This is a genomic window from Bradyrhizobium sp. LeoB3 (genome assembly GCF_055456055.1).
On sequence record NZ_JBVBEF010000056.1, the window covers coordinates 36,850 to 57,908 of the forward strand.

Annotated in this window: 17 protein-coding genes and 2 pseudogenes; 13 read left to right on the forward strand and 6 right to left on the reverse strand. The window is 63.4% G+C overall.

What is annotated here, in order from left to right; all coding sequences use genetic code 11:
- Positions 1–28: 28 nt before the first annotated feature.
- From ACZXDY_RS29100 to ACZXDY_RS29110, 3 genes and pseudogenes are all read left to right on the forward strand, one after another.
- The gene (locus tag ACZXDY_RS29100; RefSeq protein WP_464347871.1) at positions 29–502 is read left to right on the forward strand and encodes an Hsp20/alpha crystallin family protein; all 474 of its coding nucleotides are present in this window, start codon (positions 29–31) and stop codon (positions 500–502) included.
- 199 nt (positions 503–701) lie between these two features.
- Positions 702–1,240, forward strand: a pseudogene (locus ACZXDY_RS29105) (AAA family ATPase).
- A 111-nt stretch (positions 1,241–1,351) separates the two neighbouring features.
- Positions 1,352–2,857, forward strand: a complete 1,506-nt coding sequence (locus tag ACZXDY_RS29110) for a CYTH and CHAD domain-containing protein (protein ID WP_464347872.1) — start codon at positions 1,352–1,354, stop codon at positions 2,855–2,857.
- A gap of 11 nt (positions 2,858–2,868) precedes the next feature.
- Here ACZXDY_RS29110 and ACZXDY_RS29115 read toward each other — a convergent pair whose 3' ends face one another.
- The 3 genes from ACZXDY_RS29115 to ACZXDY_RS29125 form a co-directional block, all read right to left on the reverse strand.
- Complete coding sequence (locus ACZXDY_RS29115; RefSeq protein ID WP_464347873.1) at positions 2,869–4,125, reverse strand: DUF763 domain-containing protein; 1,257 nt, start codon at positions 4,123–4,125, stop codon at positions 2,869–2,871.
- Between the two features lie 180 nt (positions 4,126–4,305).
- Complete coding sequence (locus ACZXDY_RS29120; RefSeq protein WP_464347874.1) at positions 4,306–4,872, reverse strand: alpha-ketoglutarate-dependent dioxygenase AlkB; 567 nt, start codon at positions 4,870–4,872, stop codon at positions 4,306–4,308.
- Positions 4,873–4,995: 123 nt separating this feature from the next.
- Complete coding sequence (locus tag ACZXDY_RS29125; protein ID WP_028162688.1) at positions 4,996–6,720, reverse strand: ATP-dependent Clp protease adaptor ClpS; 1,725 nt, start codon at positions 6,718–6,720, stop codon at positions 4,996–4,998.
- A gap of 291 nt (positions 6,721–7,011) precedes the next feature.
- Between ACZXDY_RS29125 and ACZXDY_RS29130 the strand changes: the two genes are divergently transcribed.
- The 4 genes and pseudogenes from ACZXDY_RS29130 to ACZXDY_RS29145 form a co-directional block, all read left to right on the forward strand.
- Positions 7,012–9,333: a Tex family protein gene (locus ACZXDY_RS29130; RefSeq protein WP_464347875.1), complete on the forward strand. Its 2,322-nt coding sequence runs from the start codon at positions 7,012–7,014 to the stop codon at positions 9,331–9,333.
- Positions 9,334–9,482: 149 nt separating this feature from the next.
- On the forward strand, positions 9,483–10,064 hold the full coding sequence (locus ACZXDY_RS29135; protein WP_464347876.1) for a hypothetical protein: 582 nt from the start codon (positions 9,483–9,485) through the stop codon (positions 10,062–10,064).
- A 203-nt stretch (positions 10,065–10,267) separates the two neighbouring features.
- Complete coding sequence (locus ACZXDY_RS29140) at positions 10,268–10,960, forward strand: response regulator transcription factor (protein ID WP_028162685.1); 693 nt, start codon at positions 10,268–10,270, stop codon at positions 10,958–10,960.
- A 427-nt stretch (positions 10,961–11,387) separates the two neighbouring features.
- Positions 11,388–12,323 (forward strand): annotated as a pseudogene (locus ACZXDY_RS29145) (sensor histidine kinase); the annotation flags it as partial.
- 218 nt (positions 12,324–12,541) lie between these two features.
- Here the strand turns inward: ACZXDY_RS29145 and ACZXDY_RS29150 are convergent.
- Positions 12,542–13,075, reverse strand: a complete 534-nt coding sequence (locus ACZXDY_RS29150; RefSeq protein WP_028162354.1) for a MarR family winged helix-turn-helix transcriptional regulator — start codon at positions 13,073–13,075, stop codon at positions 12,542–12,544.
- A 132-nt stretch (positions 13,076–13,207) separates the two neighbouring features.
- Here ACZXDY_RS29150 and ACZXDY_RS29155 point away from each other — a divergent pair, with 132 nt between their 5' ends.
- The 5 genes from ACZXDY_RS29155 (at position 13,208) to fahA (ending at position 18,804) form a co-directional block, all read left to right on the forward strand.
- Positions 13,208–14,821: an FAD-dependent oxidoreductase gene (locus ACZXDY_RS29155; RefSeq protein ID WP_464347877.1), complete on the forward strand. Its 1,614-nt coding sequence runs from the start codon at positions 13,208–13,210 to the stop codon at positions 14,819–14,821.
- A gap of 7 nt (positions 14,822–14,828) precedes the next feature.
- The gene (locus ACZXDY_RS29160; RefSeq protein ID WP_028162352.1) at positions 14,829–15,059 is read left to right on the forward strand and encodes a DUF2783 domain-containing protein; all 231 of its coding nucleotides are present in this window, start codon (positions 14,829–14,831) and stop codon (positions 15,057–15,059) included.
- Positions 15,060–15,071: 12 nt separating this feature from the next.
- Positions 15,072–16,028 (forward strand): MBL fold metallo-hydrolase, encoded by a 957-nt coding sequence (locus tag ACZXDY_RS29165; RefSeq protein WP_028162351.1) that lies wholly within the window; start codon positions 15,072–15,074, stop codon positions 16,026–16,028.
- A gap of 2 nt (positions 16,029–16,030) precedes the next feature.
- Positions 16,031–17,377: a homogentisate 1,2-dioxygenase gene (hmgA, locus tag ACZXDY_RS29170; protein WP_028162350.1), complete on the forward strand. Its 1,347-nt coding sequence runs from the start codon at positions 16,031–16,033 to the stop codon at positions 17,375–17,377.
- A gap of 155 nt (positions 17,378–17,532) precedes the next feature.
- Positions 17,533–18,804, forward strand: a complete 1,272-nt coding sequence (gene fahA / locus ACZXDY_RS29175) for a fumarylacetoacetase (RefSeq protein WP_464347878.1) — start codon at positions 17,533–17,535, stop codon at positions 18,802–18,804.
- A gap of 42 nt (positions 18,805–18,846) precedes the next feature.
- Here the strand turns inward: fahA and ACZXDY_RS29180 are convergent, their stop codons facing one another.
- Together ACZXDY_RS29180 and ACZXDY_RS29185 are read right to left on the reverse strand one after the other, a co-directional pair.
- On the reverse strand, positions 18,847–19,158 hold the full coding sequence (locus ACZXDY_RS29180) for a DUF1272 domain-containing protein (protein WP_028162348.1): 312 nt from the start codon (positions 19,156–19,158) through the stop codon (positions 18,847–18,849).
- Positions 19,159–19,243: 85 nt separating this feature from the next.
- Positions 19,244–19,720, reverse strand: a complete 477-nt coding sequence (locus ACZXDY_RS29185) for an Lrp/AsnC family transcriptional regulator (protein WP_456644055.1) — start codon at positions 19,718–19,720, stop codon at positions 19,244–19,246.
- Between the two features lie 121 nt (positions 19,721–19,841).
- Here ACZXDY_RS29185 and hppD point away from each other — a divergent pair, with 121 nt between their 5' ends.
- On the forward strand, positions 19,842–20,957 hold the full coding sequence (gene hppD, locus ACZXDY_RS29190; RefSeq protein WP_464347879.1) for a 4-hydroxyphenylpyruvate dioxygenase: 1,116 nt from the start codon (positions 19,842–19,844) through the stop codon (positions 20,955–20,957).
- Positions 20,958–21,059: the final 102 nt, after the last annotated feature.

Genomic DNA, 21,059 nt, shown 5'->3' on the forward strand with positions numbered 1-21,059 from the left:
ACCAGTTCGGCTTACATAGGAGGCAATCATGATCAAGCCTATGGTCCCCGTCACCACTGATCGCAATGTCGCCCGTCGCGAAGCCAATCCATTCGCGTTCCTGCAGCAGGAAATCGATCACCTGTTCGAAGGCCTTTCCCGCAACTTCCCGGCCTTCGCCGCGGCCGGCAGAAGCCTGCCGAGCATGGATGTCAGCGAGACCGACAAGGCGATCGAGATGACGGCGGAACTTCCCGGTCTCGAGCAGAAGGACGTCGAGCTCAATCTCACCGACAACCTTCTCACCATTCGCGGCGAAAAGAAGAACGAGCGCGAGGAGAAGAGCAAGGATTACCACCTGGTCGAGCGCAGCTTCGGCTCGTTCGCACGCTCCGTCGAATTGCCGGCGGGTGTGAAAGCGGAAGATATCTCCGCCGAGATCTCCAAGAGCGTCCTCAAGGTGACCGTGCGCAAGCCCGAGCCGAGGCAGAGCAAGCAGATCGAGATCAAGACGACGTCGTGATGCGGAAGGTAGGGGCGACGGAGGCGGGCTAGACGTCGTCAAACCGGCTCCGTCATTCCGGGGCGATGCGCAGCTTCGAACCAGGAATCCATTTCACCACTTGCGCACGCGGCATAATGGATTGCGGGCGCGCGCGTTGCGCGCCCCGGAATGACGAGTCGCTGGAATCGCTGAACGTTGCGCTGTATGCTGCAGCGCGATGAACGATGGTAGAGGCGAAGTTCTTATCCTTACCGGTCCGCCAGGATCGGGAAAGACAACCACGGCAAAAATCCTTGCCCACGAGCCGGGGATGGCCAAGGTGCATCTTCACGCCGACGATTTCTGGCATTTCATCAAGCACGGTGCGATTCCGCCCTATCTGCCGGAGGCGCACGAGCAGAATCGGAGTGTGGTTCGTATCCTCGCAAACGTGGCGGAGGGATACGCCAGAGGCGGCTATTTTGTTCTCCTGGATGGTATTGTCGGGCCGTGGTTCCTGGGGCACTTCCACGCACTCAGGGTCGCTCTGCACTACATCGTTCTCAGGCCCCCGCTTGAGATTGCCATCCAACGCTGTCGCGCACGCGGAGGCGATACATTGACCGATGCAGAACAGATCACGGTGCTGCATCAGCAATTCTGCTCGTTGGGAGATCTCGAACGGCATGTACTCAAAGCCGACGGATATGACCGGAACTGACAGCGCGCGAGGTGAGCAGGGCGGTGCAGAGCGGAGCGTTCCGATTGCCGGGATGATGGGGGGCTGTGCTGTAACAATGATCGCCGGGCCGCGGCACTCTTCACCGTTTTCGGCGTTATAGCGCTGGGATTTGCGCAGTCCGCATCCAACAGCAGTACGGAGCAAGCATGGCCGTCGAGACGGAACTGAAATTCCGCGTCGCCGCCCGCAACCTCAAATCTCTCGCCGGCTGGCGCATTCCTGGTGGAAAAATGGGCGAACGATCGGACAGCGATCTTGTCTCGACCTATTTCGATACCGGGAAACACAAGCTGAAGAGTCGCGGTCTGACGCTTCGCGTGCGGCAAAACGGCAGTACGAACATCCAGACGATCAAGTCGGCAAACGGCGCGCAGTTTGGCCGAGGCGAATGGGAAGCGGAGATCAAGAATGACGCGCCGGATCTTCGTGAGGCCGATGACACGCCGCTCGAGCCACTCGCCAACGGAAAGCTGCGCCGCAAGCTGAAGCCCGTATTCAAGACGGCGGTTCATCGCACCACCGTTCCCGTCCGCACCAGGAGGAGCGAGATCGAACTCGCCATCGATCGAGGGAAGATCATTGCCGGCCATCGTGCGAGCCCCATCGAGGAACTCGAACTCGAGCTGAAGAGCGGCCGGCTTGCCGACCTGTTCCGTGTTGCCAGAGCGATCGAGCGACGGTCGGGAGCCGAGCTCGACCTGCGGTCAAAATCAGACCGCGGCTATGGCCTCGCGCAGGGCAGGGAGGAACAGGTCGTTTCCGCTGAGCCGATCGAACTCTCCGCCGACATGACGGCGGGCGAGGCGTTCCAGGTCATCTCCCGCGCGACGGTTCGTCATTTCTCCGGAAATGCGGATGCGGTCCGCAATCTTGATGCGGAAGGCGTTCACCAGATGCGGGTCGGGCTGCGCAGGCTCCGCGCGGCAATCTCGCTGTTTTCGAAGGTGCTGCCTGGTGCTGGAACGGCAGCCGTCAAGCGCGAACTGAAGTGGCTCACGGCTGAGCTCGCGCCAGCGCGAGAAATCGATGTTTTCATCAAGGAGCAGGTCGAGCCGGTCACGCATGACCGCGCGCTGAGCCGCGGCGGCAGGGCCATCAAGGACGAGTTCGACGAGAAGCGCGCCGATGCCCTTGCGCGCGCGAAGAGGGCGGTGAACTCGGAACGGTTCCGTAGGCTGCTGGTCGACACGCTGGAGTGGGTCGAGTCGAAGCCGGCTTCGGCGAACGAACATATGCATGTTCCGATCGAAAAATTTGCGGCCGACGTCTTGCACCGTCGCACCAGGAAGGCGCGCAAGCAAGGCCGGCACCTTGACCGCCTGCAGCCGCGCGCGCGGCACAAGCTCCGGATCAGGATCAAGAAGATCAGGTATGCGGTGGACTTTTTTGAGTCGCTTTTTCCGGCCAAGCGGGAGCGAAAGAGGCTCAAGCGCCTGTCCAGCCATCTCAAGAAGATCCAGGATGCGCTCGGCGCGCTGAACGACTTTGTTGCACATCGGAAGATGGCGCTGGCGGCAGCGCTGCAGGCGCCGCGCGAGAACAGGCGGGCCCGCGCGCTCGCGGCCGGCGTCGTGGTTGGCCGGGAGGACAAGGCGGTCAGGCCGCTGATGAAGACAGCGCTCAAGGAGGCACATCGGCTGCAAGTGGTGTGAACCGACTGCGTCTATGTCGATTTGCCCGGCGTCGCGCGTTTGCTGCCGGCGATCTCCGCTTCCCATCCGAACACCGAGCGGCCGCCGAGCGCGGGCGATCGGTTGCGCTCTTGCGCGACGAACGCATCGAACGATGGGCCGGTTGCGGTTCGCTCCAAGAGGCGCGCCTGACTGTCGAGGCGCTTGAATGCCTGCATCTCTTCGTCGCGGCCAAGGCTCGCCTGCTGCACGGCGGATTTCAGCACGCGGATGGTCTCGTCGTAGACCTTGATCGGCACCGGATAGGGATGGCGGTCCTTGCCGCCATGGGCGAGCGAAAACCGCGCGGGATCCTTGAACCGGTAGGGCGCGCCATGAACGACTTCGGCGACCATCGCGAGCGACTGCACGGTGCGTGCGCCGACGCCCGGCGTCAGCAGCAATTCCGGGAAATCGCGCGGGCCGCATTTGGCGGCCGCCGCCAATGTGCCGTGCAGGCGGCGCGTGAACACGTCGCTGGCGCGCACGTCATGATGCGCGGGCATGATCAAATGCGGCAGTTCCGGCTGCGCATCGGGCTGTTTCGACAGCGCGGCATATTCGCGCGCGATGCCGTCGGGCCCGAGCGCGCCGAGCAGATCGAGCTGCGCCGAGCGCGAGCGTTCGGCGCGATGATCGGTCAGGTTGATGATCTCGCCCTGCGCGGGACCATCGATGGCGCTGTGCGGCTCGTCGACGAAGCTCTTCAGAGTTTCGGAATGCCAGTGATAGCGGCGCGCCTGCCGCTTGTCGCCGTTCATGCCCTGCTGCACCACGGTCCACTTGCCGTCCTCGGTGACGAAGAACCCGTGCAGATAAAGCTCGAAGCCGTCCTGGACGGCGGCGCTATCGACCTTGGCCACCAGCCGGCTGGCACGCGTCAGCGCCACGCCATCGAAGCCGGTGCGTTCGCCGAGCGCGGTCAATTCGTCCGGCGTCCGGCGCGAGTTGCTGCCGCGGCCGCCGCAGACATAGATGCCAAGCTCGTCTTGCAGCGGCGCGAGCCCGCGCTTCAATGCGCCGATCACCGAGGTGGTGATTCCAGAGGAATGCCAGTCCATCCCCATGACCGCGCCGAAGGATTGGAACCAGAACGGATGGGCGAGCCGCTGCAGGAACTCTTCGCGCCCGTAATGGTGGACGATCGCCTGCGTGATGATCGCGCCGAGCGTGGACATGCGCTGGCCGAGCCACGCGGGCACGCGCCCGTTATGGAGCGGAAGATCGGCGCTACCGGTTCGTCGTGCCATGAGGCTCCTGGTGCTGAATCAGGTGGAGTGTAGCAGTTCTTGCTTCACCTCTCCTATAGGGAGAGGTCGCGCCGAAGGCGCGGGTGAGGGGATCTGCTCTATCGAGGGACCGGAACCCCTCACCCGGCGCTGCGCGCCGACCTCTCCCTGTGGGAGAGGTGATCGAAGCGTCCCTCGCGACTAGTCCCGCATGGTGCGGAACGTAATGGAATAGCGCGGCGCCTCGACGGCTGGAATGCTGTGCTCCCAGACTTGCCTTGCCTCACCCGAGAGCAGGTAGATCGATCGGGGCTGCGCCTCCAAGGTGAAGCGTTCCCACTTGTCGCCGGCTGGGCAGCGGAAGCGGAACTTGCATGGCGATCCCAGCGACAGGCCGAAGACCCGGTCGTAATGCGGTTTGTCGCGATGCCAGCCGATGCCGACGCCGGTGTCGTATTCGGTGCAGAGCACCTGCGCGATCTCGGTGCCTGGTCCGCCGAAGGCCTCGACCCGCTCGATCACGGGGCTGAGCCAGTCCGGGATGAAATCGGCCTCACGCAGCCGTCGCTCCGTATAATCATAGCGGAAGCCGAACGAAGCCACGCGCCGCTTGCCCTGATATTGGCCGAACTGGAACGGCTGCAGGGGCAGCGCCGCGATGCGCGCGATCAGTTCCCGCTCGACCTCGGACGAAATGAAATCGGCGGCATAGCGCAATCCCTCCGGCGCGGAGGAATTGTCGGCAAATAAGGCGAGCTGCTCGGTCAAGCCGGCGGTCCTTCTGAGCGTGCGAGGGGCAGCCCTGATATAGGGTGGAGCGGCGCCGAAAGAAGGGGCCCGCCGCCGTCGCTCCAACCGGAGTCCGCGCGACGGCCCTCCACCCAGGGCGCGTCACTCCGCGGCCATCTCCTGCGCGCCGCCGAGCAATTTCACATTGAGCCGGCCGCCGGCGAACAGCATGTCGTCGAGCGCCTCGTCGATGTCGGCTGATATTACCGACTTGCCACCGTCGCGCGCGATGCTGGCCTGCGCGAGGCGTCGCATCAGCTCCTTGATGAAGGCGGCGCTGACGCCGTCGGTGCGCCGCACCCCCTCGTCGACGATGCTGTCCTCGAGCGGCAGGCTCCTGCCGTAGAGCCGCACCAGCTTGCCGCGGCCGATCGCATCCGGCAGCGGCACCTCGATCGCCTGGTCGATGCGGCCGGGCCGGCCGGCCAGCGCGCTTTCAAGCTCTTCGGGACGGTTGGTGGTGAGCACGAACAGGATGTCGGCATCCTCCTTCAATCCGTCCATCTCGTTCAGCAGCTTGTTGAGCAGCGATTCCTCGCACGGACCCATCAACTCGCGGTCGACGGCGATCAGGTCCACGTCCTCGATCACGACCATCGTCGGCTGCAGCAGTCGCGCCAGATTCATGTAAGCTTCGAGCAGCCCGATCTGTTCGGCGGTGATGATCAGCGTCGTATGTCCCGGCAGATTGGTGGCGAGATAGCGGATGGTGTGAGTCTTGCCAGTGCCCGGCGGCCCATAGAGCAGGATGCCCTTGCGCGTCGACTGGCCAAGCCGGCGCAGCGCGTCGCGGCTGCCGACAAAGTTCAGCACGTTGCGTTCAAGCAGTCTTAGGGTCGGTTCAGGCAGGATAACGGCCTCGCGATCGACGGGCGGCAGCCGGTGCACCGTTATGCCCCTTGAACGTCCGCGATATTCAGCTCCGCCGTCGAGCGAAAGAACCTTGCCGCGATAGGAGCGCGCTGCCTGCACCGCTTGCTCGAGCTCCGAAAAACAGCGCTGAACGAAGGTGTCGCCGGCTGCGCCGGTCGGCACCGCGATCTCGATCCGGATCGCGTCCTCGTTGCGGGATTCGCGATAAATGGACAGCAGCACCGCGTAGCGAAGTTCGCCGGCGCGGCACAGCCACAATCCGTTGTTGAGACACTTTACCGCTGCCGGCTCGCCGACATCGACGTCATAGTACTGCGGGGGAGCGATCACTGGCGCATTGCGCCCGTCGTTCATCAATCCCGCAAAGGTCAGCGTCTCGTAGCGATATTCTTCGTGAACGCCGAAGAAGTGGATCGGTGAAGAGAGCAATCGATCCAGCGCGACCTGAACGTCCGCACGCATGTGACCCGGAAAGCCGCGCGCCCGCGTCACGAGCTGATTGCGTGGAATGCCGGCAAAATGCCAATCGATCGCGACGTATGTGTATCTGAACTCGTCGCCCTGCAATTTTTCGGATGCATCCCTTGCCGCGAGCAGGCAGTCGCTGCAGAGGCAGGCGATCTTGTCGTCGAGCTGCACCTCCTGCACCGGCGGCGGCGCGCCGCACAAATCGCAGGGGCCGCTGGTCCTTACCGCTTCGCTGGTGATCTGAAGACCATGCCCGGCCGCGTTGATGCGTTGTTGCGCGGTTTTCCATAAGGCCGCGGCGACCCGAGACGGATAGGGGCCACAGGTCGCGCTGCCCTGCTGGTCGATCTCCGCCGCGAACAGGATCGCCTCCCGCTCCGACTTGCCGAACACGGCGCGCAAGAGCTCTCTGACGAACTCTCGAGGCGTATCATCATTGTGGAAGGTAAACTGAAACGATTCGGCGCCGGTATACCCGTCGTCCATGAAATACCTCTTTAACGCAACTTAAGATCGAAGAACAAAAAAAGAACATCATGAAACGTGCCGTTCGTCAAGCAGGCCAGGCAGGAAATCTTCGAGCACTTCGCTGGAAGACGATTCGACACATCTTCGGCAGATTGACGGCGCACAGACCGCGATACCGATTCGCCGTTCGCGCGGGCCGCGCTTGTGAACTGTCTCTCACCGCCGCTTGATCAAATCGGCGGGCATGGTCCATAAGCGGCGCCTCGCGACCGGCGGTTCGGTTGCGTCGAAGTTGTTCAGGGGAATTGCGTGGCAAAGATTCATCAGCAGATTGCGCAAGAGCTTGGCGTGCGCGAGCAGCAGGTCGAGGCGGCCGTCACGCTGCTCGACGGCGGCGCCACGGTGCCGTTCATTGCCCGCTATCGCAAGGAATTGACCGGCGCGCTCGATGACGCGCAGTTGCGCACGCTGGAAGAACGGCTCACCTATCTGCGCGAACTCGAGGAGCGCCGCACCGCGATCCTCAATTCGATCCGCGAGCAGGGCAAGCTCGATGCCGCGCTCGAAGCGCAGATCATGGCTGCCGACAACAAGGCGCGTCTCGAGGATATCTATCTTCCCTACAAGCCGAAGCGTCGCACCAAGGCCGAGATCGCCAAGGAGGCCGGGCTCGAACCGTTGTCCGAGCTGTTGATGACGCAGCCGCAGCATGATCCGAAAGCGCAGGCGGCAGCCTTTGTCGATGCCGACAAGGGTGTGGCCGACGTGGCCGCGGCGCTGGAAGGCGCGCGCGCGATCCTGGTCGAGCGCTTCGACGAGGATGCCGATCTGATCGGCGCGCTGCGCGAGGAGGTGTGGGCGAACGCGCGCATGGTCTCGACCGTGCGCAAGGGCAAGAAGACCGAGGGCGAAAAGTTCAAGGACTATTTCGACTTCAGCGAGCCGCTGCACAAGCTGCCGTCGCACCGCATCCTGGCGCTGTTCCGCGGCGAGAAGGAGGAGATTCTCGATCTGCAGATGCAGCCGGAGGCTGAGCCGCCGGTGGCTGGCGTGCCCAGCGCTTACGAATTGAAGATTATGAAGCGCTTCGCCATTTCCGATCTCGGCCGTCCCGGCGACAAATGGCTGATCGAAACCGTGCGCTGGGCGTGGCGCACCAAGATCCAGGTGCATCTCAACATCGACCTGCGCATGCGGCTGTGGACCGCGGCGGAGACCGAAGGCGTGCGGGTGTTCGCTTCCAACCTGCGCGACCTGCTGCTGGCGGCGCCCGCCGGTGCGCGCGTGACCATGGGGCTCGATCCCGGCTACCGCACCGGCGTCAAGGTCGCTGTCGTCGATGCGACCGGCAAGGTATTGGCGACGACAGCGGTCTATCCGCACGAGCCGCAGCGCCAGTGGGATGAGGCACTGGCGATCCTCGGCAAGCTCGCGATTCAGCACCGCGTCAACCTGATCGCGATCGGCAACGGCACCGCCTCGCGCGAGACCGATAAGCTCGCAGCCGAACTGGTCAAGCGGCTGCCGGACCTGAATATGACGAAGATCGTCGTCTCGGAGGCCGGCGCGTCGGTCTATTCGGCTTCGGCCTATGCATCCGAGGAACTACCGGGGCTCGACGTCACCCTGCGCGGCGCGGTGTCGATCGCGCGGCGCCTGCAGGATCCGCTCGCCGAGCTCGTGAAGATCGATCCCAAGGCGATCGGCGTCGGCCAGTATCAGCACGATCTCGGCGAGAGCAAGCTCGCACGCTCGCTCGACGCCGTCGTGGAAGACTGCGTGAATGCCGTCGGCGTCGACGTCAACACCGCCTCCGTGCCGCTGCTGTCGCGGGTGTCGGGCATCGGGCCCGGCTTGGCGCAAAGCATCGTGCAGCACCGCGACTCGAACGGCCCGTTCAAGTCGCGCAAGGCGCTGAAGGAGGTGCCGCGGCTGGGGCCGAAGGCCTTCGAGCAATGCGCGGGCTTCCTGCGCATCAACGACGGCGAGGATCCGCTCGATGCCTCGGGCGTGCACCCCGAGGCCTATCCGGTGGTGCGCCGGATTCTCACGGCGACCAAGAGCGACATCAAGGCGCTGATCGGCAACAGCGAGATCATGCGCCAGTTGAAGCCGCAGTCGTTCGTGGACGAGACCTTTGGTCTGCCGACGGTCACCGACATCCTGCGCGAACTGGAAAAGCCCGGCCGCGATCCCCGACCGGCGTTCAAGGCCGCGGTGTTCAAGGAAGGCGTCGAGGAGATCAAGGACCTCAGAGTCGGCATGATCCTCGAGGGCACCGTCACCAATGTCGCCGCCTTCGGCGCCTTCGTCGATATCGGCGTGCATCAGGACGGTCTGGTGCACATCTCGGCGATGTCCAGGACCTTCATCAAGGATCCACGCGAGGTCGTCAAACCCGGCGACATCGTCAAGGTGAAGGTGCTCGACGTCGAAGTCGCCCGCAAGCGCATCGCGCTGACGCTGCGGCTCGATGATGAGACCGGCAAGAAGGATTCGAAGGGCTCGTCGAGCGACCGTGTTCGCGGGCCGATGACGTCCTCCGCCCCGCGCAAGCAAGAACAACCCGGCAACGCCTTCGCCGACGCCTTCCGCCGCGCCAGCGAGAAGAACGGCAAGCCGTTACGCTGAGCGGAACTGCTTAGTCTGGCACGGAAGCTAACTTCCGTGTCAGAATCTGTCGCCTTTGTCAGTTGAAGTCGAAGGAGCTTTTAGCTCTCCTGATCGTTCTCCTGTTGCGACGCGATGCGTCGCTGCAATTCAACCAGGGAGGAATCGGGATGAAGAGCAAGCTCGTCAATTCCCTTATCGCGGGTGCGCTCACGACCGCGCTTGCGTTCGCGTCGCCGGCCTTCGCTCGCGGTGGCTTCGGGGGCGGCGGCGGTGGCTTCCATGGCGGCGGCATGGGCGGCGGCTTTCACGGCGGCGGCATGGCCGGAGGTTTCCGCGGCGGTAGCTTCGGAGGCGGGATGCACGCCATAGGCGGAGGTCCGCGCTTCGGCGGCATGGGTGGAGGGACGCGTTTCGCGAGCATTGGCGGAGGACCGCGTTTTGCTACCATCGGCGGAGGACCGCGTTTTGTGGGTGGGCGGTTTGCCGGTGCGCGGTTCGCGAATGCGAATGCTGCATTCGCGCCGCGCTTCGCGAGCCCCGGCTTTCGAGGCGCAGCTTTTCGAAGCGCAGCCTTCCGGCATGGCTTCCATAACCGCTTCTTCCGCAACCGCTTCAATCGCTTTGCGTTCATCGGCGTGCCTTTCGGCTACGCCGCCTACGCTGGCTACTACGACGACTGCTGGACTCAAGTGTGGACGGGCTACGGGCTGCAGTGGGTCAACGTCTGCGGGTACGACGGTTACTACTGACTGCCGAACCACGGTGTGATGAGCGCGACACGGCACCTTCCGGCGCAGCCTCGCCGGGTGGGCCTTGGGTGACCGTCACATTCATGTGAGCCGTCCCGCGCAACCATCGGAGTACGATGAGCGTCTCCGACAAAGCCAGCTGCGCGACGTCCTGGGCTGCAGGAACGCCGCGCGTTCGTGGCCAGTCATTCCGGAAGAAGACCATGACGGCAGGTCATCGCCGCATTCTCGTCGTCGAGGACGACGCGGAAACTGCCGGCCAACTCGCCGAGCAACTCACGAGCAGCGGCTATGAGGTGGATCTGGCCGCGAGCGGCAACGAAGCCCTGCGGCGCGGCACGTCTCGCGATCATGCGGTGATCACGATCGACCGCATGCTTCCCGACATCGATGGCCTCACGGTCATGCGTCAATTGCGCGACGGTGGCGTCGCTGCTCCCTTCCTGATCATCAGCGCGCTCGGCGAGGTCGATGATCGGGTCCGTGGCCTGCGCGCCGGCGGCGATGACTATCTGGTCAAGCCCTTCTCCTTTGTCGAATTGCTGGCGCGGCTGGAAGCGCTTGGCCGGCGCAGCGAGACCATCGCCAAGGACACCATCCTGCGGGTCGGCGATCTCGCCATCGACCTGATCTCGCGCACCGCCAACCGCGGCGGCAAGGCCATTCCGCTGCTTCCGCGGGAATTCCAGCTTCTGGAGTATCTGGTCCGCAACGAAGGCCGCGTTGTCTCCCGCGCGATGCTGCTGCAGCACGTGTGGGATCTCCACTTCGATCCCTCGACCAATATCATCGACGTCTATGTCGGACGCGTGCGTCGCAAGGTCGACGACCAGCAGGCCTATCCGTTGATCCATACCGTCCGCGGCATGGGGTACTGTCTCCGTGCTCCTGGCTGATACCCTGAGGTCGACGACCTTCAAGCTGGCGCTGGCCGCGATCGTGACCTTTGGCGTAATCGCCGCCGCCATCTTCGCCTATGTCTATCTGTCGACCGCCTCTTTCGTGCGCAGCCGATCAGATCAGGCCATCATGGCCGAATATTCCAATTTGCTCGGCGCTTACGAGCGATCAGGACGCAAGGAATTGATTGAGCTGATCCGAAACCGGGTGGCCGACAGCAGTTCCGCAGAAAAACTGTATCTTCTGGTCGATCATGCGTCCGCCGTTCTCGCCGGGAATCTCGACAAATGGCCTTCGGCGGCCACGACTGCGCAGGGATGGACGGAGTTTCATGCCCCTCGTGCGCCGGATGCCGCAGGACAATCGCGGTTTCGTGCCATGTCTGCAACGCTGCCGGGCGGCGATCGTCTACTGGTGGGAACTGATATCAGCGACCTCGACAGCTTCGCCGCCAAGATCTGGGCGGCGGTGATTGCAATCATTTTCCTGATGTTCGTGGTTGCGGTGGTGGCGAGCATCCTGGTCACGCAGCGGACAGTGGGACGAATAGAAGAGATCAACGCCACCAGCCGGGCTATCATGCAAAGCGGCCTCGACAAGCGCATTCCGCTGCGCGGCAGCCATGACGAATGGGATCGTGTGGCGGAGAATCTGAACCTGATGCTCGACCGCATCGAGGCCTTGATGGGAGACGTCAAGCAGGTGAGCGACAATGTCGCCCATGATCTGCGGACGCCGCTCACCCGGATGCGCGGACGGCTGGAGAAGGCCTATCACGGCGAACGTATCGGCGAGAAAGATCTAGCGCTGATCGGCGACACGATCGCGGACCTCGATGCCGTCCTGGGGATGTTCTCCTCGATCACGCGGATCGCGCACATCGAGACCCAGGTGCGCAAGGGCGCGTTTCGCAACGTGAACCTGGTCGAGATCGCAAGCGAGGTCGTCGAGCTCTATGACGCCGCGGCGGAGCGCGACGGTACCGATCTCTCCATCACTGGCGACCGCGAGGTGCGGGTGACCGGCGACCGCGATCTGTTGTTCGATGCCATCGCCAACCTCGTGGACAATGCCATCAAGCACGGTCGCGCCGGTGGCAAGATCGTCGTTGCCTGCGAAAACGTCGATGAGGAGGCCGTCATTGCGATCACCGATGACGGGCCCGGAATTCCTCCCGGCGAACGCGACCATGTCTTCAAGCGGTTTTACCGGCTCGAGCAGAGCCGCTACACGCCTGGAAACGGCCTTGGACTGAGCCTCGTCGCCGCCGTGGCCCACCTCCATGGCGCCCGGATCGAGCTGCTCGATCAGTCACCGGGTGTTCAGTTCAAGCTCTGGTTCTCAGCGCCAGCGAATTAGAGCATGATGAGATTAAGGTCGAGTTGGCGCCACGTCGGAAGTGCCTTACCTCTCCCCATCGGGGAGAGGTGGGATCGCATCGTGAGATGCGATCCGGGTGAGGGGGATGAGCTCCATCGAGGAACCGTAACCCCTCACCCGGCGCTGCGCGCCGACCTCTCCCTATGGGAGAGGTGGACAACCGCGGTCACGCCGATTCAACCAAATGACATCATGCTCTAATACGTTTCCTTCGCGTCCGCCTCTTCGCTGGTCTGCACCAGCTCAAGTCCATGCTCGATCTTGCCGAGCAGTTTTCCGAGTTGCCGCCGCTCCTGCGCCGACAGGCATGAGAAAATCTCCTGCTCCCTTCGGAGCAGGCGCGGGATCAGTTCCTCGTACAGCGCCTTGCCTTTGCGGGTGAGCTGCAGGCGGAATTCGCGGCGGTCGTCGGCATTCTCGACGCGCTCGATGATCTGCCGTTCCATCAGCGTGGTGACGGCGCGGCTGATGGTCGACTTATGTGTCCGCGTGCAATCGGCGATGTATTGCGCGCTGCAGGCTTCGCGGCGGAAGCCGAGCGTCGCCAGCACGCGCCATGAGGGAATGTCGAGCCCGTAGCGCGCCTGATATTCGGCGGAAAGCGCCGAGCTCACCTCCGCCGCCAATCGGTTCAGGCGGAACGGCATGAAGTGGAAGAGGTCGAGCCTTTTCTTGGCCGCCGCGTCCTCCTGCGGCGCGACCGAGTCGGGTTCGGATCGCGTCGCCGCCATGTCGTCGCTCGAAACCGATTTCGTCAAAATGCCTCCGAGGGGAGTTGACGGCAGTGCCGTCAGGGAGTTTAAGATCGTTGCACGTGAGACTAATTTAACAGGGCCACGAGGAAGCGGCAAGGGTTTGAGCGGATGGCGCAGGCCAACAACCAGTTCGGCTATCTGAGGCATCCCGACCAGGATCGGGTGGCAGCCGACACGGCTGAATATCCGGTCGTCGTGGTAGGCGCCGGCCCCGTCGGGCTGTCGCTCGCAATCGATCTTGCCCAGCGCGGGCAACCTGTAGTGCTGCTCGACGACGCCGACCGGATCGGCGAAGGCTCGCGCGCGATCTGCTTTTCGAAGCGCTCGCTGGAATTCTGGGACCGGCTTGGCGTCGGCGACCGCATGGTCGAGAAGGGCGTGGTGTGGAGCGTCGGTAAGATTTTCCATGGCGCCTCCCAGCTCTATCAGTTCAACCTGTTGCCGGAGGACGGTCACAAGCGGCCGGCCTTCATCAACCTGCAGCAATTCTATGCCGAGGCCTATCTGGTCGATCGCGTGCGCGAGTTACCGGCGATCGACCTGCGCTGGCGCAACAAGGTGGTTGCGCTGGAAAGCCGCAACGATGGCGTGGCGCTGACGATCGAGACGCCGGAGGGCGCCTACAGGATTCGGGCTTCCTTCGTGATCGCCTGCGACGGTGCACGCTCGTCGCTGCGCAAAATGGTCGGCGCGGAATTTTCCGGCCAGGTGTTCGAGGACCAGTTCCTGATCGCCGACGTCAAGATGACAGCAGCGTTCCCGACCGAGCGCTGGTTCTGGTTCGACCCGCCGTTCCATGCCGGGCGCTCGGCGCTGTTGCACAAGCAGCCGGACGATGTCTGGCGGATCGATCTGCAGCTCCATCCGGACGCAGACCCGATGCATGAAAGGAAGCCGGAAAATGTGCGGCCGCGGATTGCGCGCATGCTCGGCCACGACAAGTTCGAGTTCGAGTGGATTTCCCTCTACAAGTTCCAGTGCCGGCGGATGGACAAGTTCATCCACGGCCGCGTGATCTTCGCCGGCGACGCCGCGCACCAGGTCTCGCCCTTTGGTGCGCGCGGCGCCAATTCCGGGCTCGAGGACGCTGAGAATCTGTCGTGGAAACTCGACTGCGTGCTGCGCGGGACGTCTCCAGAATCGCTCCTCGAGAGCTATCACATCGAGCGCAGCGCCGCGGCCGATGAGAACATCCGCGAATCCACCCGCTCCACCGATTTCATGGCGCCAAACTCGCGGCAGGAGGCGCGGCTGCGCCAGGCGGTGCTGGCGCTGGCGAAGGAGACCGAGTTCGGCAAGCGCATGGTCAATGGTGGACGGCTGTCGGTGCCGTCGGTTTACGACACGCCGCTGTCGACGCCGGATGGTGACGCATGGTGCGGCGGGCCACGGCCGGGCGCGTCCATGCCGGATGCGCCGATCGCCGGGCGCAGCGGCAATCCGCAGTTCCTGACCGAGGCGTTTATCGGCGCGGGAACGGGGTTCACGCTGCTGGAGTTTGGTAATGGCGCCGCGGTGGATGTGCCGGATGGCGTAAATACGATCCGGATCGGTGGCGACGATGGTTTCGCCGATGCCACCGGTCTCGTCGGCAAGCGGTACGATGCCGAACCCGGCACCGCCTATCTGCTGCGGCCCGATGGCTATATCGCCGCACGCTTCCGTCTCCCGACGCAGCCGCTGTTAGAGGCGGCGCTGGCGCGGGCGACGGGATTCAATTGAGGTTGCCATGGCGCTGTCGACCAGCTCGAACTTCGCAAAACCGGACGATGCCTTCCGTGCCGTCGTCGAGGCGCATCGCGGCCTGACGGAGGCGCAGAGCGCCGATCTCGATGCCGCGTTGGTGCTCGTGCTCGCCAACCATATCGGCGACATCGACGTGCTGCGCGAAGCGATCGCGCTCGCCAAGCGGCGGATGCTGGAGGCGAGCCAGCAGCAGCAACAACAGCAGCAACAATAACGAGGACACCCGATGGCAAAAGGCTTTGCGTCCACCACGGATCTTGCGGAGAAGAAGATCACCTTCTCCGAGATCGGCACCGATCTCTACGCCTTCACCGCCGAGGGCGATCCCAACACCGCCGTGATCGTCGGCGAAGACGGCTGCCTCGTGTTCGACGCGCAGGCGACGCCGGCGATGGCGAACAAGGTGATCGAGCGCGTACGCACCGTGACCGACAAGCCGATCAAATATGTCGTGCTGTCCCATTATCACGCGGTGCGCGTGCTCGGCGCCTCCGCCTACAAGGCGCAAGGCATCGTTGCCTCGCAGGAGACCTATCGCCTGATCGCGGAGCGCGGCCAGCAGGATTGGGATTCGGAGTATGGCCGCTTCCCGCGCCTGTTCCAGGACGCCCAGAGCATTCCCGGCCTGACCTGGCCGACGCTCACCTTCGAGGGCGAGATGTCGATCTATCTCGGCAAGCGCGAAGTGCGGCTGATGCAGCTTGGCGCCGGCCACACATCCGGCGATATCGTCGCCTGGGTGCCGGATGCCGAGGTGATGTTCTCCGGAGATCTCATCGAATATCACTCGGCCTGCTATTGCGGCGATGCGCATTTGCGCGAATGGCCGATGACGCTGAACGAGATCCGCGCCTTCAATCCCAAGGCGATCGCGCCCGGTCGTGGCGATGCGTTGAAAGGCCTTGCCACTGGGCGCGAGGCGATCGCGATGACGCGTGATTTCGTCACGACGCTCTACGGCGCAGCCGAGGCCTCCGTGGCGAAAGGGCGCACGCTGAAGGAGACGATGGCGGCGACGCGCGAGGTGATGGATCCGAAATTCTCGAGCTTCGCGATCTACGAGCATTGCCTGCCGTTCAACGTCTCGCGCGCCCATGACGAAGCGTCCGGGATCGATGATCCCGTGATCTGGACCGACAAGCGCGACCGCGAAATGTGGGCCGCGCTGCAAGGAGGAGGATGACCATGAACATCAACACCTCGCCTGATGTGATCGCCAAGAGCTCCGCGCAAATCACGCCGGGCTACATGTCCGGCTTCGGCAACAGCTTTGAGACCGAGGCCTTGCCCGGCGCGCTGCCGGTCGGGCGCAACTCGCCGCAGCGCTGCGCCTATGGGCTCTATGCCGAGCAGCTCTCCGGCTCGCCCTTCACCGCGCCGCGCGGCGCCAATGAGCGCTCGTGGCTCTATCGGATTCGGCCGTCCGTGAAACACTCCGGCCGGTTTGAGAAAGCCGATGCCGGGCTGTGGCGCACCGCGCCCTGCCACGAATACGAGATGCCGATCGAGCAGCTCCGCTGGAATCCGGCGCCGATGCCGTCGCAGGAACAGACGTTCCTGCAGGGCGTGCAGACCATGACGACGGCCGGCGACGCCAACACGCAAGCCGGCATGGCGGCGCATGTCTATCTGATCACCAAATCGATGGTGGACCAGCATTTCTACAATGCCGACGGCGAGATGATGTTCGTGCTGCAGCAGGGCAATCTTCGCCTCGTCACCGAGTTCGGCCGCATCGATGCCGAGCCCGGCGAGATCGTGGTGATCCCGCGCGGCGTGAAATTCCGCGTCGAGATCCCGAACGGTCCCGCGCGCGGCTATCTCTGCGAGAATTACGGCGGCGCCTTCACGCTGCCGGAGCGTGGCCCGATCGGCGCCAATTGCCTGGCCAATTCGCGCGACTTCCTGACGCCTGTCGCCAGTTATGAGGACAAGGACACGCCGACCGAGCTCTATGTGAAATGGGGCGGCTCGCTTTGGAAGACGACGCTGCCGCATTCGCCGATCGATGTGGTCGCCTGGCACGGCAATTACGCGCCGTACAAATACGATCTGCGCACCTTCTCGCCGGTCGGCGCGATCGCGTTCGATCATCCCGATCCCTCGATCTTCACGGTGCTGACCTCGCCGTCGGAGACCGCGGGCACCGCGAATATCGATTTCGTCATCTTCCCGGAGCGCTGGATGGTGGCGGAGAACACGTTCCGTCCGCCCTGGTACCACATGAACATCATGTCGGAGTTCATGGGCCTGATCTACGGCGTCTACGACGCCAAGCCGCAGGGCTTCGTCCCCGGCGGCATCTCGCTGCACAACTGCATGCTGCCGCATGGCCCCGACCGCGAGGCGTTCGATCACGCCAGCAATGGCGAGTTGAAGCCGGTGAAGCTAACGGGCACCATGGCCTTCATGTTCGAAACCCGCTTTCCGCAGCGCGTCACCCAATTCGCGGCGAAGTCGGCGACGCTGCAGGACGACTACGCCGATTGCTGGAAGGGACTGGAGAAGCGGTTCGATCCGGGCAGGCCATAGTATAAGCTCTCTCGGTCATTCCGGGGCGCGCGAAGCGCGAACCCGGAATCCATCTGTCCACTGCGTCTGCGGCAAAATGGATTCCGGGCCTGCGCCTTCCGGCGCATCCCGGAATGACGAGTGGAGAATGCATCATAAAGATCCGGCAGGAAAGCATGTCCCACCCCAACGATCCAAAACTTCGCTCCTTCATCGACGTCGATCCCGCGTCCGATTTCCCGATCCAGAATCTGCCCTACGGCGTGTTCTCGTCCAAGGACGGTCTGGCTCCGCGCATCGGCGTTGCGATCGGCGATTACGTGCTCGATCTCTGGCAGCTCGCGCAGGACTGCCGCATCGATGTGGTCGAACCCGCGGTATTCGCCGCGTCCTCGCTCAACCCGTTCATGGCTCTTGGTCCAAAGGTCTGGTCGCGCACCCGCGCGCGGATCAGTGAACTCTTGCGCCACGACCATCCCGAGCTGCGCGACAATGAGCGCCTGCGCCAGCGTGCGCTGGTGCCGATGGCCGACGTGAAGCTGCACCTGCCGATCACGGTCGCCGGCTACACCGACTTCTATTCGTCCAAGGAGCACGCCACCAATGTCGGCGTCATGTTCCGCGGCAAGGACAACGCATTGCAGCCGAACTGGCTGCACATGCCGATCGCCTACAACGGCCGCGCTTCGACTGTCGTCGTGAGCGGCACGAAAGTGCGCCGGCCGCGCGGCCAGTTGAAGCCGCCAAATGTGGACGCGCCGAGCTTCGGTCCGTGCAAGCGCCTCGATTTCGAGCTCGAGATGGGCGTCGTGGTCGGCCAGCCGTCAACGATGGGCGAGATGCTGGGCGAGCAACAAGCCGAAGAGATGATCTTCGGTTTCGTGATCCTGAACGACTGGAGCGCGCGGGACATCCAGCAATGGGAGTATGTTCCGCTCGGTCCGTTCCAGGCCAAGGCGTTCGCGACCTCGATCAGCCCATGGGTGGTGACGCGCGAGGCGCTGGAGCCGTTCCGCCTGCAAGGGCCGATACAGGAGCCCGCGCCCTTACCGTATCTGCGCCAGACGCAGCCGAACAATTATGATCTCACGCTCGACGTAAGCCTGCATGCGGCCGGGATGAACGAGCCGGCGCGGATCTGCCGCACCAATTTCAAATACATGTACTGGTCCTCGGTGCAGCAATTGCTGCACCACGCCTCCTCTGGCTGCGCCATGAATATCGGCGATCTCTTGGGGAGTGGCACCATCTCCGGGCCAGAGAAGGACCAGCGCGGCAGCCTGCTCGAGATAAGCTGGAATGGCACCGAGCCCGTCGAACTTGCAGGCGGCATCAAGCGCTCCTTCCTCGAAGACGGCGATTCGCTCGTCATGCGCGGCTGGTGCCAGGGCGACGGCTATCGCGTCGGCTTCGGTGAGGTCGAGGGCACGATCGTGGCGGTGGAGTGAACTTGGTAGGGTGGGCAGCTAGCAATCACGGAGTGTGACCAGTCACCGCTGTTCCGGCGGAATATCGCGTAGCCGTACCGAATGCGCCGCCACATCCTCGACACTGTACTTCAAATGCACCCGCTTCTCCGATGGCGTTTGCTTGACCACGCACACGCCGGCGCGCCATTCCTGCAAAGGCCTGATCGGCCGCGGCGCGAAGCCGCCGCCGCAGTTCGGGCAGACGTTGAACAGTCTGTGCTCCACGCAATCAGCGCAGAAGGTGCATTCATAGGAGCAGATCATCGCCTCCGTCGCGTTCGGCGGCAGATCCTTGTCGCAATATTCACAGTTCGGTCGCAGTTGCAGCGCCATGGTCGTTTCTCAGGCTGAAGCGGGACGGATCATCGCAAACTAGGCCCGCAATTCGAATGACGGAATTCCCTCGGTTTGCGCCATGCTACGTGCCTAACGCCCTCAACGGCAATTTCGCGCTCTCCTTCAGCCGGTCCAGCACGATCGAAGAGCGCACATGGGCGACGCTCTGGTGCGGCATCAGCACATTGTTGACGATGTCGGACAGGCTCTTGAGGTCGCGCAGCACGGCCTTCAAGAGATAGTCGGCGTCTCCGGTCAGCGAATAGGCTTCCTGGATCGCGTCGACGCGGTTGACCAGTTCCCGGAATTTCTTCGCGTTGTCAGGCGAGTGCGTCGCCAGCGTGATCTGGATGAAGGCGATCAGCTCGAAGCCGAGCGCCTCGCCGGCGAGGTCGGCGTGATAGCCCGAGATCACTTTCTCCTCTTCCAGTCGCATCCGTCGCCGCGAGCATTGCGAGGCCGACAGACCAATGAGATCGGCGAGTTGCTGGTTGGTCAGCCGGCCGTCGTCCTGCAATGCGGCCAGGATCTTGAGATCGAACGTGTCCAGCTGAATCATGCGCCATTTGCCGTTACGATGCACAGAGTGTGCATGATGCTAGCCCATCGCGCGCCATTTTGCATGCACCTTGTGGCCCGGTCGGCGGAGATTCCGTCAACCAAAGTAGGGAGAATCGCCAATGGGTCCATTTCCGCACGATGCGCCGCCGGCCGAAATCAGCGCCGACAACCCGATGGGCACGGATGGTTTCGAGTTCGTCGAATACGCCCATCCGCATCCGGAAGAGCTGCACCGCCTGTTCAAGCTGATGGGCTATGTGGCGGTCGCCCGCCACAAGACGAAGAAGATCACGGTCTATCGCCAGGGCGACATCAGCTATCTCGTCAATGAGGAGCCTGATACCCACGGCCATGACTTCGTCGCCGCGCATGGGCCGTGCGCGCCGTCGATGGCGTTCCGCGTGGTCGATGCCAGGCGTGCCTATGAGCGCGCGTTGTCGCTCGGCGCGGAGCCGGCCGACAATGCCGCGCAGAAGACGCTCGATGTTCCCGCGATCAAGGGCATCGGCGGCAGCCTGCTCTATCTGGTCGATCGCTATGGCGCGAAGGGCTCGGCCTATGATCTCGAGTTCGAATGGCTCGGCGAGAAGAACCCGCGGCCTGAGGGCTCGGGGCTCTATTACATCGATCACCTCACCCATAACGTCCATCGCGGCCGCATGGATGTCTGGACCGGCTTCTACGCCAGATTGTTCAATTTCCGCCAGATCCGCTTCTTCGATATCGAGGGCCGCGCCTCGGGCCTGTTCTCGCGCGCCCTGACCAGCCCGGACGGTAAGATCCGGATTCCGATCAACGAGGACGCCGGCGATTCCGGACAGATCGAGGAATATCTCAACCTCTATCGCGGCGAGGGCATCCAGCACATCGCCTGCGGCGCGCGCGATATCCACCAGACCATCGAGACGCTGCGCGCGGCCGGGCTGCCGTTCATGCCGTCACCGCCTGACACCTATTTCGAGAAGATCGAGCAGCGCCTGCCCGGGCATGGCGAGGACGTTGCGCGGCTGCAGCAGAACGGCATCCTGATCGACGGCGAGGGCGTGGTCGATGGCGGCCAGACCAAGGTGCTGCTGCAGATATTCTCGGCCAATGCGATCGGACCGATCTTCTTCGAATTCATCCAGCGCAAGGGCGACGACGGATTCGGCGAGGGCAACTTCAAGGCCCTGTTCGAATCGATCGAGGAAGACCAGATCCGCCGCGGTGTGCTGAAGGTCGACCACGCGGCATGATTTCGTAGGGTGGGCACGCTTCGCTTTTGCCCACCCTACGAGACTGTGAATCTTTTTATATCGGGCGCGTGGCAGCTGTGATTCTCTTCGCGGATTGATTTG